Source organism: Nonomuraea sp. NPDC049758, from assembly GCF_040674635.1.
Lineage (GTDB): Bacteria > Actinomycetota > Actinomycetes > Streptosporangiales > Streptosporangiaceae > Nonomuraea.
Genome location: NZ_JBFAMZ010000015.1, coordinates 21,027 through 34,777, shown reverse-complemented (window position 1 = coordinate 34,777; position 13,751 = coordinate 21,027). Strand labels below are relative to the sequence as shown.

Here is a 13,751-nt window from a genome sequence, read left to right as displayed (position 1 = left end):
TTTAGCGCTTGCTGTACTGCGGAGCCTTGCGGGCCTTCTTGAGGCCGTACTTCTTCCGCTCCGTGGCGCGGGCGTCACGGGTGAGGAAGCCGGCCTTCTTCAGCGGCGGGCGGTTGACGTCGACGTCCAGGATCGCCAGGGCGCGGGACAGACCCATGCGCAGCGCGCCGGCCTGGCCGGTGACGCCGCCGCCGTCGATGCGCGCGATGACGTCGAACGCCTCTTCGGCGCCGAGGACCACGAAGGGCTCGTTGACGATCTGCTGGTGGACCTTGTTCGGGAAGTAGACGTCCAGCGAACGACCGTTGATCGTCCACTTGCCGGTGCCGGGGACGATGCGCACGCGGGCGATCGCCTCCTTGCGGCGACCGGTGCCGTACGAGTTACCCGTGGTGACGGGCTTGCGCACGGGCGCGTCAGCGCTGGCAGCGGACTCGGTGGTGTACTCGGACGGGAAGTCCTCGCCGGAGAATTCCTCCAGCTCGGTCTCGACGACCGTCTCGACACCGGTGGGCTCAGCCACGGTTCTCCTCTAACTCTTTCGAACTACTACTGGGCGATCTGGGTGATCTGGAACTGCACCGGCTGCTGGGCCTGGTGCGGGTGGTCGGAACCCGCGTAGACCTTCAGCTTCTTGGCCATCTTCCGGCCGAGGGAGTTCTTCGGCAGCATGCCCTTGACGGCCTTCTCGACGGCCTTCTCCGGCCGCTTGTCCATGAGCTCGCCATAGGTGACGGAACGCAGACCGCCCGGGTAGCCCGAGTGACGGTACGCCTTCTTCTGCTCACGCTTGTTACCGCTCAGCGCAATCTTGTCGGCGTTGATGACGATGACGAAGTCACCGGTGTCGACGTGGTTGGCGAAGATCGGCTTGTGCTTGCCGCGGAGCAGGTTCGCGACGTGGCTGGCCAGCCGGCCCAGCACGACATCGGTCGCGTCGATGACGTACCACTGACGCTGGACGTCGGCGGGCTTCGGTGAGTACGTGCGCACGGTCGTAGCCTTCTTTTGCTCGCGTCTTCGGCGCTGTCGGATGCGACAGCTACATGGGTCGGTCGGTGCGGGCACACGGCAGCCCGGACCTTCCGTCTCCCGAGCCCGATGGGCTTGACGATGGGAGATGACGCCGGACGCGCCGCGCATCGGTCACGCTGGACCTATGCACACAACGAACGATTAGGTTACCCGCCTATCGGCGCGCAGGTCAAAAGACCGGTAACCCTGCACGAGTCTACCTGACAGCAGAACGGTTCCATTTCGTTTCCCTGGGATCCCTTCTTTCCCAGCACCCGACATCTCTATCGTTAGCTGCGGTATGTGGCGGAACTCTCACACCCGGCAAACCCAGCGGGGCGCGCGGCGCCGGAACAGCCTGGGCGTGCTGGCCTGCCTGATGGCCGCGCTGTTCACCGGCGTGCTGCTCGGCCGGCTGTCCGACGACGTCGAGCCCACCGCCCACATCTACCTCAACGAGACCGCCCCGCCGGCCGCGGCCACCGCGCGTCCCGCGCCCACCGCCGGGCAGAAGGCCCGGCCCGAGCTGGACCGCATCCCGCGACAGGCCAGCACGGTCAGGACGCCGCGCGGCAGGTCCACCCCGAGGCCCACCAAGACCCCCGAAGGGCAGATCGCCGGCTTCGACGCCGCGGACGACCCGACCCAGGTGTTCACCGGCGGCGGCGACCAGGCCAAGGTGATCCCCGGCATGGCCGCCCGGGTCGTCACGCTCACCAACGCCGCCCGCGCCGAGCACGGCTGCGGGCCGCTGCGGGTGGACGGCAGGCTGGGACGCTCGGCGCGCGAGCACTCGCTGGAGATGGCGCGCACCGGGCAGCTCGCCCACAACTCCCCCGACGGCGCCTCGCCCTGGGACCGCATGGACCGGGCCGGCTACCACTGGGGCGCCGCCGAGAACATCGGCAACGGCTACAGCACGCCCGAGCAGGCCGTACGCGGCTGGCTGGACAGCCGCGACCACCGCAGGAACATCCTGGACTGCACCCTCAAGGCCATCGGCGTCGGCGTCGCCGCCGGACCGGACGGCCCATGGTGGACCCAGGACTTCGGAACTCAATGACGAACATCACGGTAATGTCTCCGCATGGTTTCCAACGGCAATGAGGAACGTGGCATGGACAGCGGTCCCCGCCGTTTGCGCAGGGAGCGCGCCGCCGAGAGCGAGACCACTCAGCAGTCTCCGTTCCCGCAGCCGCCGTCCTCGCAGCCGCCGTCCGCACAGTCTCCGTCCTCGCAGTCCCCGTTCCCCGGGCCTTCGCAGCCGCCGCAGTCCGCCCGCACCGGCCAGTTCCTGCCGCCCGAGCAGCCCGGCCAGCCGGGGCCGTTCGGTCAGTCCGGATCGTCCGGCCAGTCGGGATCGTTCGGCCAGTCCGGATCGTTCGGTCAGTCGGGGGCGTTCGGTCAGCCGCCGTATTCGTCGCAGTCCCAGCAGTCGGCGCAGGCGGGACAGTCAGGGCAGGCGGGGGAGTCCGAGCAGTCGCCGCAGCCGCAGCAGAGCCGGGTCGGCTGGAGCCCCTACGACGAGGGCCGGCGCTCGCGCGCCCCGCTGTTCTTCGCGATCGGCGGCGTCCTGCTGCTGGGCCTGCTCGGCGGCGGCCTGGCGCTGATGTGGAACGCGGACGGCCCCAGCACCGCCGAGGCCGGCGCCCCCACCAGGACCTCCGCGCCGCTCCCCTCGGCCCCGCCCGGCAAGTACGGCTTCGCGGCCGAGCGCAAGACCGACCCCGACCCGATCACGGTCAAGGAGATCTTCGGCTCGACCAAGAAGATCAACGTCTCGGGGCGCTCGTACGAGATGACGGTCACCAGTAAGGACAAGAAGTGCACCGACGGCGCCCTGGGCGACAAGCTCCAGAAGGCGCTCAAGTCGGGCAAGTGCACCCAGCTCCTCCGGGCCAGCTTCCGCGACAAGTCCGGCAAGGTGATCGGCACGATCGGCGTGGCCAACCTCAAGACGAGCGGCACCGCCGGCAAGGTGGCCAAGGTCGGCGACGCGAGCAACTACGTCAAGCCGCTGGCCGGCAAGGACAGCGTCACCAAGATGCTCGGCTCGGGCAGCGGCGGCGCCAAGATCTCGACCCACGGCCACTACGCGATCATGGTGTGGTTCCAGAACAAGGACGGCAGCAAGCCGGACAAGAAGGAATCGAAGCGCATCCTCGAAGCCATCAAGGACCTCAGCGACGCGACCGTCTTCAAGGCTCTGGACAACCGTTCGATGACGGGTAGCGCGCTCAGCTGAACCGGCATCCCGCCCGATAACCCCCCAAAGAGGGCAGCGGATCCCGCGGGGAACCCCCATACCGACATAACGATCTCGCTACTCTCGCTAGGCTCGCCCTATGCGTGGCCAGGAACCCGGGTCTGAGCACGATCGCAGGGAAGCCGACCGTACGACCGCATCGCCGATGCCACCGCCGAGTTTCGGCCGCATCGGCAGCGGCGTCCCGTCGGCGTTCTCTCCGTCAGGTGAGCCGACCGGCGACGAGACGCGGGTTCCAGGTGGCACTCCACCGGAGCCCGAGGAGGCGTCCGCTGGCGTACAGCCGTGGGAGGTGGCCGACGACGACTCGGCCCCCTACGACTGGTTCGCCGACGACGCCCCCGACACCACCGCTCCACCATCCCCGACCTCCCCCGCCTCTCCTCTTCACCCCTCCATCAGCACCCCCTTCAGCACCCCCGGCCCCTCCTCCGGGCCCGGCGCCCCCAGCGCCCCCGGCGCCTCCTCCGGGCCCCATGCCCCAGGCGCGTCCTCCGGGCTTCGCACCCCAACCGCCTCCTCCGGGCCCGGCGCTCCAAGCGCCGCCTCCGGGCCCGATGCTCCAAGCGCCGCCTCTGGGCCCAGTGCCCTTCCCGCGGCCTCCGGCCACCGCGCGGGGGGCTCCTCCGAAGCTTCTGGCCCCTTCAACGTCCCTGGGCATCACGCCCCCTATGGAGCGCCCGTCCCCACCACCGGCGCCCCCTTCGCGCCTCCCGAAGCCGGCGCCCCCCAGGGCTTGAGAATCGACGAAGACACCGTCGCCGCCGTACGGGTCCCCCGCAGGGACACCGGCCCCTGGCCGACCGGCACGCCGAACACCCCCACCGGCGCTCCCCCCGGGGCTTCCCCCGCCCCCACCGGCGCTCCCCCCGCCCCAGCCTCGGCCTCGGGCCCCGCGGCCTCCGGATCCGGCATCCCCGGCACACCCGCCCCAGGCCCCAACCCGGGAGCCCCCACCTCCGCTCCCGGCACCTCGGGAACGCCTGCTGCCGCGTCCCACATGTCCGGAACGCCCGTCTCGGCTTCCGACCCCGCAGGGATTGCCAATGCCCCCGAGTGGGCTGTTGACGCCCCGACGAGGCCCGCCTGGGCCCCCCAGATTTCCGACGCAGCCGGCGAGCCGTCCCGATCGCCCGCCCAGCCGCCCTCCTGGACGCCCCAAGCTCCCGACCAGGCCGCCTCGCCACCCAGAGCCGTCACCGATCCCGGACGCCCCCTCGGAACCCCAACCGAAGCCGGCTGGGGCCCCAGGCCGTCCAGCGAGACCGGGCCGGGCGCAGGCACCACCGACACACCCGCCTGGGCCCCCCAAGCTCCCGACCAAGCCACCTGGACCCCCAGAAACGCCACCGAAGCCACCTGGGGCCCACAGCCGGGGAACGACGCCAGCTGGAGCCAGCACCAAGAGGGCAACCCTGCCGTCGGCCCGCAGCCGGAGGACGACGCCTCCTGGACCCCTGCCCCTGGCCAGTGGGCCGCCGTCCCGGAGGAAGACCCTCCCGCCTGGCCGGGCCAGTCGGCCGCGCAGGCCGCGCCGCCGTGGGAGCAGCCGGGGCCGGTCGTACCAGGTGCGCCGCCGTGGGAGCCGCCGCCGGCGTTCACGGCCGCCGCCGCGGGCCTTCAGGTGTGGCCCGCGCCGGTCGCCGACCCGCACGTCATGCCTCCCTGGCCCGCCGCCACGGGCGAACTCGTAGCCGAGCCGGACACCGACGACCCGGCCCTCGGCGACCCCACCGCCCGATTCCCCACCACCCAGGCCGGCCGCCCCACAGAGCCGCCGGTCACCCCGTCGACCGCCGCGACCGGCACCACCGCCACCGGCACCACCGGCACCGGCGTGCCCTCTGACCCGAACGCCACCGCACCGGCGTTCCCCCACGACCCCGCCCCGCCGTACGACCCCGCCACGCCGTACGACCAGGACGCCGCCCCGTACGCCCCCGGCCACCCGCCGTACCCGGACGACGCCCTCGCCCCCCCGGACGCCGCACCACACGACGGCCCTGACGCCGCACGGTTCGGTTCCGAGCCCGCACAGTTCAGCCCCGACGCCGGACGCTTCGCCCCCAAGGCCGGTCCATACGAGCCCGATGCCGGTTCGTACGAGCCCGATGCCGGTTCGTACAACCCCGATGGCGGTTCGTACGACCCCGATGCCACCCGCCCGGGCGGCATCCCCAAGGCGGCCCACTACTTCGACCCCGAGGCCGCCAAGCGCGACGCCGCCGCCACCGTCCAGCAGCACGCCACCCCGCCCCCTCCGCACGAGGAGCACGACCCGGCGGCCCTGGACACCCCGCCTCAGGGCATGCGCGCGTCCGACCCCCGCGAGGAGCCCACCGGCCCCATGCGGACGGCCCACTACGTCGAGCCCCACCCCACCAACCCGACGGGCCGCCCCCCGGAGCCGGGCGACGTCCCCGTATGGCCCCCCATGCCCCCCGCCGAGGAGAAGCGCCCGGAGGACAGGCACCCGGACGAAAGGCCCGACGAGGCGACGCAACGCGCAACCGGCCACTCTCCCGACACGCCTGCACAGAACACCCACCCAGCAGAACAGGGCCGGGACGACAAGCAGGCCGAACCCAAGCCTTCACCAGAGCCGCGCCAGGACCCGTCCCCCACCCAGGACAAACTCCCTGACCTGCCCTTCAACCAGGACCTGTGGACGAAGAGGCCCGGCACCGCCCTGGACCTCCCCACCCCGCCCCACGGCACGCCCACCTTCCCACCCGGCGCGTTCAGGCAGCCCCCGTTCCAGATCCCGCCGCCACCGCCCCCAGCCCGCGGCAAGAGCAAGCGAGCCCTGCTCGTGACCCTCGGCGCCTTGGCCCTGGCCGGCGTCGCGACCGGCGGTTTCTTCGCCTACCGCGCGCTGAACACCGCCCCGCCGGCCGCCACGACCGCGGGCGCCACCCCCGCCCCGCCCACGCTGCTGCCCACCTCGGAGCTGACCACCAGCCCGCCCGCCGACGTCCCGGGCGCGTCCATGCTCAATTCGGAGGAGACCGACCCGAAGAAGATGTCCCTGACGGAGGCGTTCCCGAAGAAGAAGGTCTCCGCCGCCGGCACGACGTTCACCAGGGTCAAGACCGACACCGAGACGAGCTGCGACAAGGCGGCGACCGGCGCGTTCGCCGACGCGCTGCGCGAGCGGAAGTGCAGCCGGATCATCCGGGCCACCTTCGTCGACAGCAAGCGCCGCTACGCCGTGACCACCGGCATCGCGGTGCTGCCGACCAAGGAGGACGCCGTCCAGACCGACCAGGCCAAGAACCTCTCGCGCAACGTCTGGTTCCGCGCGCTGCCGGGTGCGGAGGGAAGCGGGGGCGAGCGGGTGTCCATCGCCGGCGGCTACGCGGCCGGCCTGGTGTGGGGCAGGTACATCGTCTTCAGCTACGCCACCCACGCCGACGGCCACACCCCGGACGCCGGCGACAAGACGCTGGCCAAGGTCAGCGGGGCGTTCCGGGACCAGACCTCACTCGTCCTGGAGCGCCGCGTCACCAAGGGCTGAGGCCGCGTCACCAAGGGCTGAGAGCGTGCGGACCCGCCGGGTGGCGGCGGCCCGCGCGGCGAGTTCGTCCGCCGCCGGGTAGCCCACCTCCTCCAGGCACAGCCCGTGCGCGGGCGCGACGTGCACCCCGGAGTCCCGTACGGCCCGGGTCAGCACCTGCCCGGGCCATTCCACCGGCCGCCGCCCGTCGCCAGCGGCCAGCAGCGAGCCCACCAGCGCCCGGACCATCGAGTGGCAGAACGCGTCCGCCACGACGGCGGCCACCAGCACGCCGTCCGCCTCGCGCGTCCACTCCAGGCGCTGCAGCTCCCTGATCGTCGTGGCGCCCTCGCGCTTCTTGCAGAACGCCGCGAAGTCGTGCTCGCCGACCAGCCGCCGGGCCGCCTCGTTCATGGCGTCGAGGTCCAGCGGACGGCTGTGCCAGACCACCTCGTGCCGCCGCAGCGGATCGACCCCGCCCGCCGTGTCGCACACCCGGTACGCGTACCGCCGGAACATCGCGGAGAAACGGGCGTCAAAGCCCTCAGAAGCCACCGAGACCCGATGAACGCGTACATCCTGGGGCAGGATCCCCCCCAGCCGCCGGACGAGCGCAGAGAGCCGCTCATCGACGTCCAGGGGCCCCCGGTTGCCGTCGAGCTCGGCCAGCGAGCCGGCCGGCACGTCCACGTGCGCCACCTGGCCGCGCGCGTGCACGCCCGCGTCCGTACGCCCGGCCACGGTCAGCGCGGCGGGCTCGCCCAGGCGCAGGATCCTGGTGAGCGCCAGCTCGATCTCACCCTGGACCGTACGGCGACCGGGCTGCCTCGCCCATCCGGAGAAGTCGGTCCCGTCGTATGCCAGATCCAGGCGGAGCCGTAGCACGATCGTCCCTTTCACGTTCACGGAAAAGGGCCCGGATCCCCCGCGAAGGGGATCCGGGCCCGATTCAACCAGCCTGAGAGATCAGGCCTCGTCCTTCTTCGCCTCGGCCTCGGCGGCCGGAGCCTCCTCGGCGGCAGCCGGGGTCTCCTCGGCGGCGGCCTCGGGGGCCTCGGGCGCCTCGGTCTCGGCGGCCTCGGTCTCCTCGGCGGCCGGAGCCGGAGCGGCAGCGGCGGCCGGAGCCTCGGTACGGCGGGTGGTGACACCGTTCAGCGGCTCGGACACCAGCTCGATGACGGCCATCGGAGCGTTGTCGCCCTTACGCGCGCCGATCTTGGTGATCCGGGTGTAACCACCCGGGCGCTCGGCGAACGTCACCGCGATCTCGGTGAACAGGTGGTGAACCACGCCCTTGTCCTTGACCACGGTCAGGACCTGGCGACGGTTGTGGATGTCGCCCTTCTTCGCCTTGGTGATCAGGCGCTCCGCCAGCGGGCGAAGGCGCTTGGCCTTGGCGACCGTCGTGCGGATCTTGCCGTGGCGGAACAGGTCCGTGGCGAGGTTCGCCAGGATCAGCCGCTCGTGCGCCGGGCTGCCGCCAAGACGTGCACCCTTGGTGGGCTTGGGCATTGCTTTCTCCTCTTGGGTTAACCCGCCCCGGCCGTACCAGGTACCGGAGTCGGGCCGGCCGCAGTCACCACGACTGGGCCGTTACGTTCGTCACGCGCCGAGCGGCTGGGCCACTCGGCGCGTGCGGGGCACGTGCGGAGACGGGGTCTCCGCACGAGGCTCAGTACTGCTCGGTCTCGACGTACGCGCTGTCGTCGTCGTCGTAGCCGCCGCCGGCCACCGCGCTCGGGTCGAACCCGGGCGGGGAGTCCTTGAGCGCCAGCGACATCTCGTGCAGCTTCTGCTTGACCTCTTCGATCGACTTGGCCCCGAAGTTCCTTATGTCGAGAAGGTCCTGCTCGCTGCGGGCGACGAGCTCACCCACGGTGTGGATGCCCTCGCGCTTGAGGCAGTTGTAGGAGCGAACGGTCAGGTTCAGCTCCTCGATCGGCAGCGCCAGGTCGGCGGCCAGGGCGGCGTCGGTCGGCGACGGGCCGATGTCGATGCCCTCGGCCTCGACGTTGAGCTCACGGGCCAGGCCGAAGAGCTCGACGAGGGTCTTGCCGGCCGAGGCCACCGCGTCGCGGGGCTTCATGGCGGGCTTGGTCTCGACGTCGAGGATGAGACGGTCGAAGTCGGTGCGCTGCTCGACTCGGGTCGCCTCGACCTTGTAGGTGACCTTGAGCACCGGGGAGTAGATCGAGTCGATCGGGATGCGCCCGATCTCCTGGCCCGGCTGCTTGTTCTGGGCGGCGGAGACGTAGCCGCGACCGCGCTCGACGGTCAGCTCCATCTCCAGCTTCGCCTTGCCGTTGAGCGTGGCGATGCGCAGCTCGGGGTTGTGCACCTCGACACCGGCCGGAGGCGCGATGTCGGCGGCGGTGACCTCACCCGGGCCCTGCTTGCGCAGGTACATCACGACCGGCTCGTCGTGCTCGGAGGAGACGACCAGCTCCTTGAGGTTCAGGATGATGTCGGTGACGTCTTCCTTGACCCCGGGAACGGTCGAGAACTCGTGCAGCACGCCCTCGATGCGGATGCTCGTCACGGCCGCGCCCGGGATGGACGACAGCAGCGTGCGACGCAGCGAGTTGCCGATGGTGTAGCCGAAGCCCGGCTCCAGCGGCTCGATGACGAACCGGGACCGGGTCTCGTCGATCGACTCTTCGAGGAGAGTCGGGCGCTGAGCGATCAGCATGGTGTGGGTTCTCCCCTTGTCGTGTGGCGCCCGCTATATGACGCCACTCCGATAAACAGTCTAGTTCGGGTACGAAGACCGCGTATAGCGATCTTCCGCAGGCAGCGCCTTGCGCGCCTACGGAAATCCGTACCCGAACTAGGACGTCAGTGACTACTTGGAGTAGTACTCGACGATGAGCTGCTCTTGGACCTGGGTGTCGATCTGCTGGCGAACCGGCAGCTGGTGGACCAGGACGCGGAGCTTCTCCGGCACGACGCCGAGCCACGCGGGAACCGTGCGCTCGCCCGCGGTCGCCCGAGCGACCTCGTAGGGCAGCAGGTTGCGCTTGGTCTCGCGGACCTCGATGATGTCGTGCTCGCGAACGCGGTACGACGGGATGTCGACCTTCTTGCCGTTCACCAGGATGTGGCCGTGGCGCACCTGCTGGCGGGCGGCGTCACGCGACTGGGCGAAGCCGGCGCGGTAGACGACGTTGTCGAGACGGCTCTCCAGGATCTGGAGCAGCACCTCACCCGACTTGCCGCTCTTGCCCGCGGCCTCCTCGTAGTAGTTGCGGAACTGCTTCTCGAGGACGCCGTAGATGCGACGGGTCTTCTGCTTCTCGCGAAGCTGAAGCTGGTACTCGGACTCCTTGGGGCGTCCGCGGCCGTGCTCACCCGGCGGGTAAGGACGGATCTCGATGGGGCACTTGGCGGACTCGCACTTGCTGCCCTTGAGGAAGAGCTTGGTCTTCTCGCGACGGCAGAGCTTGCAGTCCGCGCCCGTGTAACGAGCCATTTCTCAATATCTCCTGGGGAAATTCAGACGCGGCGGCGCTTCGGCGGACGGCAGCCGTTGTGCGGGACCGGCGTGACGTCCTGGATCGAACCCACCTCGAGGCCGGTGGCCTGGAGGGAGCGGATCGCGGTCTCACGGCCGGAGCCGGGACCCTTGACGAACACGTCGACCTTGCGCATGCCGTGCTCCATGGCGCGGCGGGCGGCGTTCTCGGCGGCCATCTGGGCGGCGAACGGGGTGGACTTACGGGAGCCCTTGAAACCCACGTGGCCGGCGCTGGCCCAGGAGATCACGTTCCCGTTCGGGTCGGTGATCGAGACGATCGTGTTGTTGAACGTGCTCTTGATGTGGGCGTGCCCGTGAGCGACGTTCTTCTTTTCCTTGCGGCGCACCTTCTTCGGGGCACCCTGACGGCTCTTAGGAGGCATTGTTTGCCATTACTCCTGAGATCTTCGGTCCGCGGCTGTGGACTACTTCTTACCGGGCTTCTTCTTACCGGCGACGGTCTTCTTCTTGCCCTTACGGGTACGCGCGTTGGTCTGCGTGCGCTGACCGTGGACCGGAAGGCCCTTGCGGTGCCGGATGCCCTGGTAGCAACCGATTTCGATCTTGCGACGGATGTCGGCCTGGACCTCGCGGCGCAGGTCACCCTCGATCTTGAAGTTCGCCTCGATGTAGTCACGCATCGGGACGAGCTCGGTGTCGGAGAGCTGGTGCACGCGGAGGTCGCCGCTGACACCGGTCGCCTGGAGGATCTCCTGGGCGCGGGTGCGGCCGATTCCGTAGATGTAGGTGAGAGCGATCTCCAGCCGCTTCTCGCGGGGGAGGTCGACGCCAACCAGGCGAGCCATGGTCGGGCATTCTCCTTCTTTTGGGCGGAGGTCTTGCGCCGCACTACCCCTCCCCATGCCCGGGGTGAGGGCCCCGGCCTCCGACCGGGGGTCTCCTGAGTGGTACGGATCGCTCCGCCGGCCCAGGTGTGAGACGCGATTACTGTCGCGGGCTCCTCATGCGTCGAGCCCGCTCCCTAAATCGGGGCGGACTCGGAGAAACCTTGCGTACGACTAACCCTGACGCTGCTTGTGGCGCAGGTTGTCGCAGATCACCATGACGCGACCGTGCCGGCGAATCACCTTGCACTTGTCGCAGATCTTCTTGACGCTCGGCTTTACCTTCATTGTCCTTCGTGTTCCTCAGACGTCTTACTTGTATCGGTAGACGATCCGCCCGCGACTCAGGTCGTAGGGGCTCAGTTCAACGACTACCCTGTCGTCCGGCAGAATTCGGATGTAGTGCATCCGCATCCGTCCGCTGATGTGGGCCAGGACCTTATGGCCGTTGTCGAGCTGCACCCGGAACATGGCGTTCGGGAGCGACTCAACCACAGTGCCCTCGATCTCGATGGCGCCGTCTTTCTTGGCCAAAATCCCTCGCGTTTCACTGATCGGTCGTCTGAGGCTCCGGTTCACTAAGCAGCCGCGACCTCACGCTTCGAAGAGAGCGGCGATCGGCAAAGACCGCCGACGCGTGATAGTCATAGTGAGCCGACTAAGGAGTGTACGACACCTGAGCCCAAAACGCGAAACGCGTGCCAGGTGTCCTGACACAACCATGTAAGAGTGTACCCCACGGCCCATACTCCTTCGTCCGTACACCGAAGGACCCGCCGGGCGGACCGGCGGGTCCTTCGCAGGGTGCTCCTAGAAGATGCGGTGCCGGTCACCGCAGTACGTGGACGGGCCGCCCCAGCACGTCCAGGTGTAGATCTTCTTGATCCCCCGGCCGGACCAGGTCTCGTCGTGGCTCCCGTCCCACTTCCTGGAGAACTGGTGCCAGCTGCCGTTCGCGTGGTACCGGAACCACACGTAGCCGAACTTCGGCGTGGCCTCCTTGCCGTACCAGTGGGTGTAGACCTTGCCGTGCGACCGGTACGTGCTGCCGTGCGTGTACGCCTTGTGGTTGGCCGCGTAGAACGTGCCCCACCCCCCGGACGAGGCCGCCTGGGCGGCGGGGGCGACGGCGAGACCGGTGACGGCGATCGAGCCGGCGAGGGCGGCGGCTGCGAGGACCTTGCGCATCTGATTCCTCCGTGAGTCGTGTTCCCGACACGGCACACGCTAGGAACCAGCGCCGTCACGCACTGCGGAGGAATACACACAGTGCATTACGGCACATACGGCTCCGGGCTAGCTGCGCTTGGGCCCGTTCCCGAAGATCGTGCTCATCAGCAGGATCGCGCCCCAGGGCCCCATGACCCACAGCGGCCACGGATAGATCATGTGACCGGACGAGACGCTCACGATCAGCCAGATCACCCAGTTGATGGCGCTGGCCGTGGCCCAGGCGCCCCAGGCCGCCCGCATGCCCGGATGCAGGTTGCCGCGCGTCGCGGGCGCCGCCTCGGGCTTCGCCGGCCGGTGGCGCAGGTCGACGTCGGGCAGGTCGGCCGTCAGCTTGGCCAGGTCACCGTAGGTCTTGCTCTTGTAGAGCTCTTCGAGCCGCTCGTTGAACTCGTCCATCGTGATGCGGCCCTGCGCGGTGTGCTCCCGGAGGATGGCGGCCACCCGATCGCGGTCGACGTCCGAGGCACGCATCTCGGGGCTGTTCGCCATTCCACCACTCCCGGGGGTCAGGGCTGAAGGTGACTCAGGCGCTCTTCGCCACCGTCCAGGGCGGTAAGCACCCAAGGTCCATTATGTGTCACCGCGACGCTGTGTTCGAAGTGCGCCGAGGCCTTCCCGTCGATCGTCACGACCGTCCAGTCGTCGGACAGCACGCGGGTGCGCTCGGTGCCCAGGTTCACCATGGGCTCGATGGCCAGGCACATGCCCTCCTCCAGCAGCGGGCCGCGGCCCGGCTTGCCGTGGTTGGCGATCCACGGGTCCATGTGCATCTCGGTGCCGATGCCGTGGCCGCCGTACTCCGGAGGGATGCCGAAGCGGCCCTGGGTCTTGACGTAACGCTCGATCTCGTAGCCGATGTCGGACAGGTGGCGGCCGACCTTCAGCGCGGCGATGCCGCGCCACATGGCCTCCTCGGTGACCCGCATCAGCTCGGTCAGCTTCGGGTCGACCTCGCCGACCGGCACCGTGACGGCGGAGTCGCCGTGCCAGCCCTCCAGGATCGCGCCGCAGTCGATGGAGATGACGTCGCCCTCGCGCAGCTTGCGGGCGTCCGTGGGGATGCCGTGCACCACCTCGTCGTTGACGGACGCGCAGATCGTCGCGGGGAAGCCCTGGTATCCCTTGAACGACGGGATCGCGCCTTCGTCCCTGATCGCCTTCTCGGCGATGGAGTCGAGGTCGAGCGGCGTCATGCCGGGCTCGACGGAGCGCTTCAGCAGATCGAGCGTGCGCCCGACCACCAGGCCGGCGGCCCGCATCTTCTCCAGCTGCTCGGGCGACTTGATCTGGATTCCGTGTCGGTTTCTCTTGAACATTGTTCGGCACCCCCCGGGGTTTCTGACGGGCCTCGTGGGAGCCCTAATTCCCCCACAATAGCCGCAC

16 protein-coding genes are annotated in these 13,751 nt (G+C 69.6%); 3 read left to right on the top strand and 13 right to left on the bottom strand.

Annotated elements, in window-relative coordinates; translation table 11 throughout:
* Position 1: 1 nt before the first annotated feature.
* Together rpsI and rplM are read right to left on the bottom strand one after the other, a co-directional pair.
* Positions 2-523 carry a 30S ribosomal protein S9 gene (rpsI, locus tag AB0J46_RS33545; protein ID WP_125644639.1) on the bottom strand — a complete coding sequence of 174 codons (522 nt, stop codon included), beginning with the start codon at positions 521-523 and terminating at the stop codon, positions 2-4.
* Between the two features lie 26 nt (positions 524-549).
* Positions 550-993 carry a 50S ribosomal protein L13 gene (gene rplM, locus AB0J46_RS33540; protein ID WP_352328322.1) on the bottom strand — a complete coding sequence of 148 codons (444 nt, stop codon included), beginning with the start codon at positions 991-993 and terminating at the stop codon, positions 550-552.
* A gap of 322 nt (positions 994-1,315) precedes the next feature.
* On the opposite strand from rplM, the gene AB0J46_RS33535 reads away from it, so the two are divergent.
* The 3 genes from AB0J46_RS33535 (at position 1,316) to AB0J46_RS33525 (ending at position 6,797) form a co-directional block, all read left to right on the top strand.
* A complete protein-coding gene (locus AB0J46_RS33535; protein ID WP_364338135.1) occupies positions 1,316-2,077 on the top strand; it encodes a CAP domain-containing protein in 762 nt (253 codons plus the stop codon).
* 54 nt (positions 2,078-2,131) lie between these two features.
* Positions 2,132-3,259, top strand: a complete 1,128-nt coding sequence (locus AB0J46_RS33530; protein ID WP_364338134.1) for a hypothetical protein — start codon at positions 2,132-2,134, stop codon at positions 3,257-3,259.
* Positions 3,260-4,937: 1,678 nt separating this feature from the next.
* Positions 4,938-6,797 (top strand): hypothetical protein, encoded by a 1,860-nt coding sequence (locus AB0J46_RS33525; protein WP_364338133.1) that lies wholly within the window; start codon positions 4,938-4,940, stop codon positions 6,795-6,797.
* Here AB0J46_RS33525 and truA read toward each other — a convergent pair.
* From truA to map, 11 genes are all read right to left on the bottom strand, one after another.
* Positions 6,762-7,661 carry a tRNA pseudouridine(38-40) synthase TruA gene (truA, locus tag AB0J46_RS33520; protein ID WP_364338132.1) on the bottom strand — a complete coding sequence of 300 codons (900 nt, stop codon included), beginning with the start codon at positions 7,659-7,661 and terminating at the stop codon, positions 6,762-6,764. The genes AB0J46_RS33525 and truA overlap by 36 nt on opposite strands.
* An 81-nt stretch (positions 7,662-7,742) precedes the next feature.
* Positions 7,743-8,288, bottom strand: a complete 546-nt coding sequence (gene rplQ / locus AB0J46_RS33515) for a 50S ribosomal protein L17 (RefSeq protein WP_364338131.1) — start codon at positions 8,286-8,288, stop codon at positions 7,743-7,745.
* 160 nt (positions 8,289-8,448) lie between these two features.
* Positions 8,449-9,465, bottom strand: coding sequence for a DNA-directed RNA polymerase subunit alpha (locus AB0J46_RS33510; protein ID WP_043623495.1), 1,017 nt, complete (start codon positions 9,463-9,465; stop codon positions 8,449-8,451).
* A 153-nt stretch (positions 9,466-9,618) separates the two neighbouring features.
* Complete coding sequence (gene rpsD / locus AB0J46_RS33505) at positions 9,619-10,245, bottom strand: 30S ribosomal protein S4 (RefSeq protein WP_352327498.1); 627 nt, start codon at positions 10,243-10,245, stop codon at positions 9,619-9,621.
* A gap of 23 nt (positions 10,246-10,268) precedes the next feature.
* Complete coding sequence (gene rpsK, locus AB0J46_RS33500) at positions 10,269-10,673, bottom strand: 30S ribosomal protein S11 (protein WP_020542285.1); 405 nt, start codon at positions 10,671-10,673, stop codon at positions 10,269-10,271.
* A 42-nt stretch (positions 10,674-10,715) separates the two neighbouring features.
* The gene (gene rpsM / locus AB0J46_RS33495) at positions 10,716-11,096 is read right to left on the bottom strand and encodes a 30S ribosomal protein S13 (protein WP_125644650.1); all 381 of its coding nucleotides are present in this window, start codon (positions 11,094-11,096) and stop codon (positions 10,716-10,718) included.
* A gap of 213 nt (positions 11,097-11,309) precedes the next feature.
* Positions 11,310-11,423, bottom strand: coding sequence for a 50S ribosomal protein L36 (gene rpmJ, locus AB0J46_RS33490; RefSeq protein ID WP_003956441.1), 114 nt, complete (start codon positions 11,421-11,423; stop codon positions 11,310-11,312).
* A 24-nt stretch (positions 11,424-11,447) separates the two neighbouring features.
* Positions 11,448-11,669, bottom strand: coding sequence for a translation initiation factor IF-1 (gene infA / locus AB0J46_RS33485; protein WP_012887858.1), 222 nt, complete (start codon positions 11,667-11,669; stop codon positions 11,448-11,450).
* Positions 11,670-11,945: 276 nt separating this feature from the next.
* Positions 11,946-12,323, bottom strand: a complete 378-nt coding sequence (locus AB0J46_RS33480; protein ID WP_364338130.1) for a hypothetical protein — start codon at positions 12,321-12,323, stop codon at positions 11,946-11,948.
* Positions 12,324-12,431: 108 nt separating this feature from the next.
* On the bottom strand, positions 12,432-12,857 hold the full coding sequence (locus AB0J46_RS33475) for a DUF1707 domain-containing protein (RefSeq protein WP_358282137.1): 426 nt from the start codon (positions 12,855-12,857) through the stop codon (positions 12,432-12,434).
* Positions 12,858-12,874: 17 nt separating this feature from the next.
* Positions 12,875-13,684, bottom strand: a complete 810-nt coding sequence (map, locus tag AB0J46_RS33470; protein WP_352362891.1) for a type I methionyl aminopeptidase — start codon at positions 13,682-13,684, stop codon at positions 12,875-12,877.
* Positions 13,685-13,751: the final 67 nt, after the last annotated feature.

What these genes read in the sequence shown, in the direction of transcription:
- AB0J46_RS33535 (WP_364338135.1), top strand. Translation starts at nt 1,316, where the DNA reads ATGTGGCGGAACTCTCACACCCGGCAAACCCAGCGGGGCGCGCGGCGC.
- AB0J46_RS33530 (WP_364338134.1), top strand. Translation starts at nt 2,132, where the DNA reads ATGGACAGCGGTCCCCGCCGTTTGCGCAGGGAGCGCGCCGCCGAGAGC.
- AB0J46_RS33525 (WP_364338133.1), top strand. Translation starts at nt 4,938, where the DNA reads ATGCCTCCCTGGCCCGCCGCCACGGGCGAACTCGTAGCCGAGCCGGAC.
- rplQ (WP_364338131.1), bottom strand. Translation starts at nt 8,288, where the DNA reads ATGCCCAAGCCCACCAAGGGTGCACGTCTTGGCGGCAGCCCGGCGCAC.
- AB0J46_RS33510 (WP_043623495.1), bottom strand. Translation starts at nt 9,465, where the DNA reads ATGCTGATCGCTCAGCGCCCGACTCTCCTCGAAGAGTCGATCGACGAG.
- rpsD (WP_352327498.1), bottom strand. Translation starts at nt 10,245, where the DNA reads ATGGCTCGTTACACGGGCGCGGACTGCAAGCTCTGCCGTCGCGAGAAG.
- rpsK (WP_020542285.1), bottom strand. Translation starts at nt 10,673, where the DNA reads ATGCCTCCTAAGAGCCGTCAGGGTGCCCCGAAGAAGGTGCGCCGCAAG.
- rpsM (WP_125644650.1), bottom strand. Translation starts at nt 11,096, where the DNA reads ATGGCTCGCCTGGTTGGCGTCGACCTCCCCCGCGAGAAGCGGCTGGAG.
- rpmJ (WP_003956441.1), bottom strand. Translation starts at nt 11,423, where the DNA reads ATGAAGGTAAAGCCGAGCGTCAAGAAGATCTGCGACAAGTGCAAGGTG.
- AB0J46_RS33480 (WP_364338130.1), bottom strand. Translation starts at nt 12,323, where the DNA reads ATGCGCAAGGTCCTCGCAGCCGCCGCCCTCGCCGGCTCGATCGCCGTC.
- AB0J46_RS33475 (WP_358282137.1), bottom strand. Translation starts at nt 12,857, where the DNA reads ATGGCGAACAGCCCCGAGATGCGTGCCTCGGACGTCGACCGCGATCGG.
- map (WP_352362891.1), bottom strand. Translation starts at nt 13,684, where the DNA reads ATGTTCAAGAGAAACCGACACGGAATCCAGATCAAGTCGCCCGAGCAG.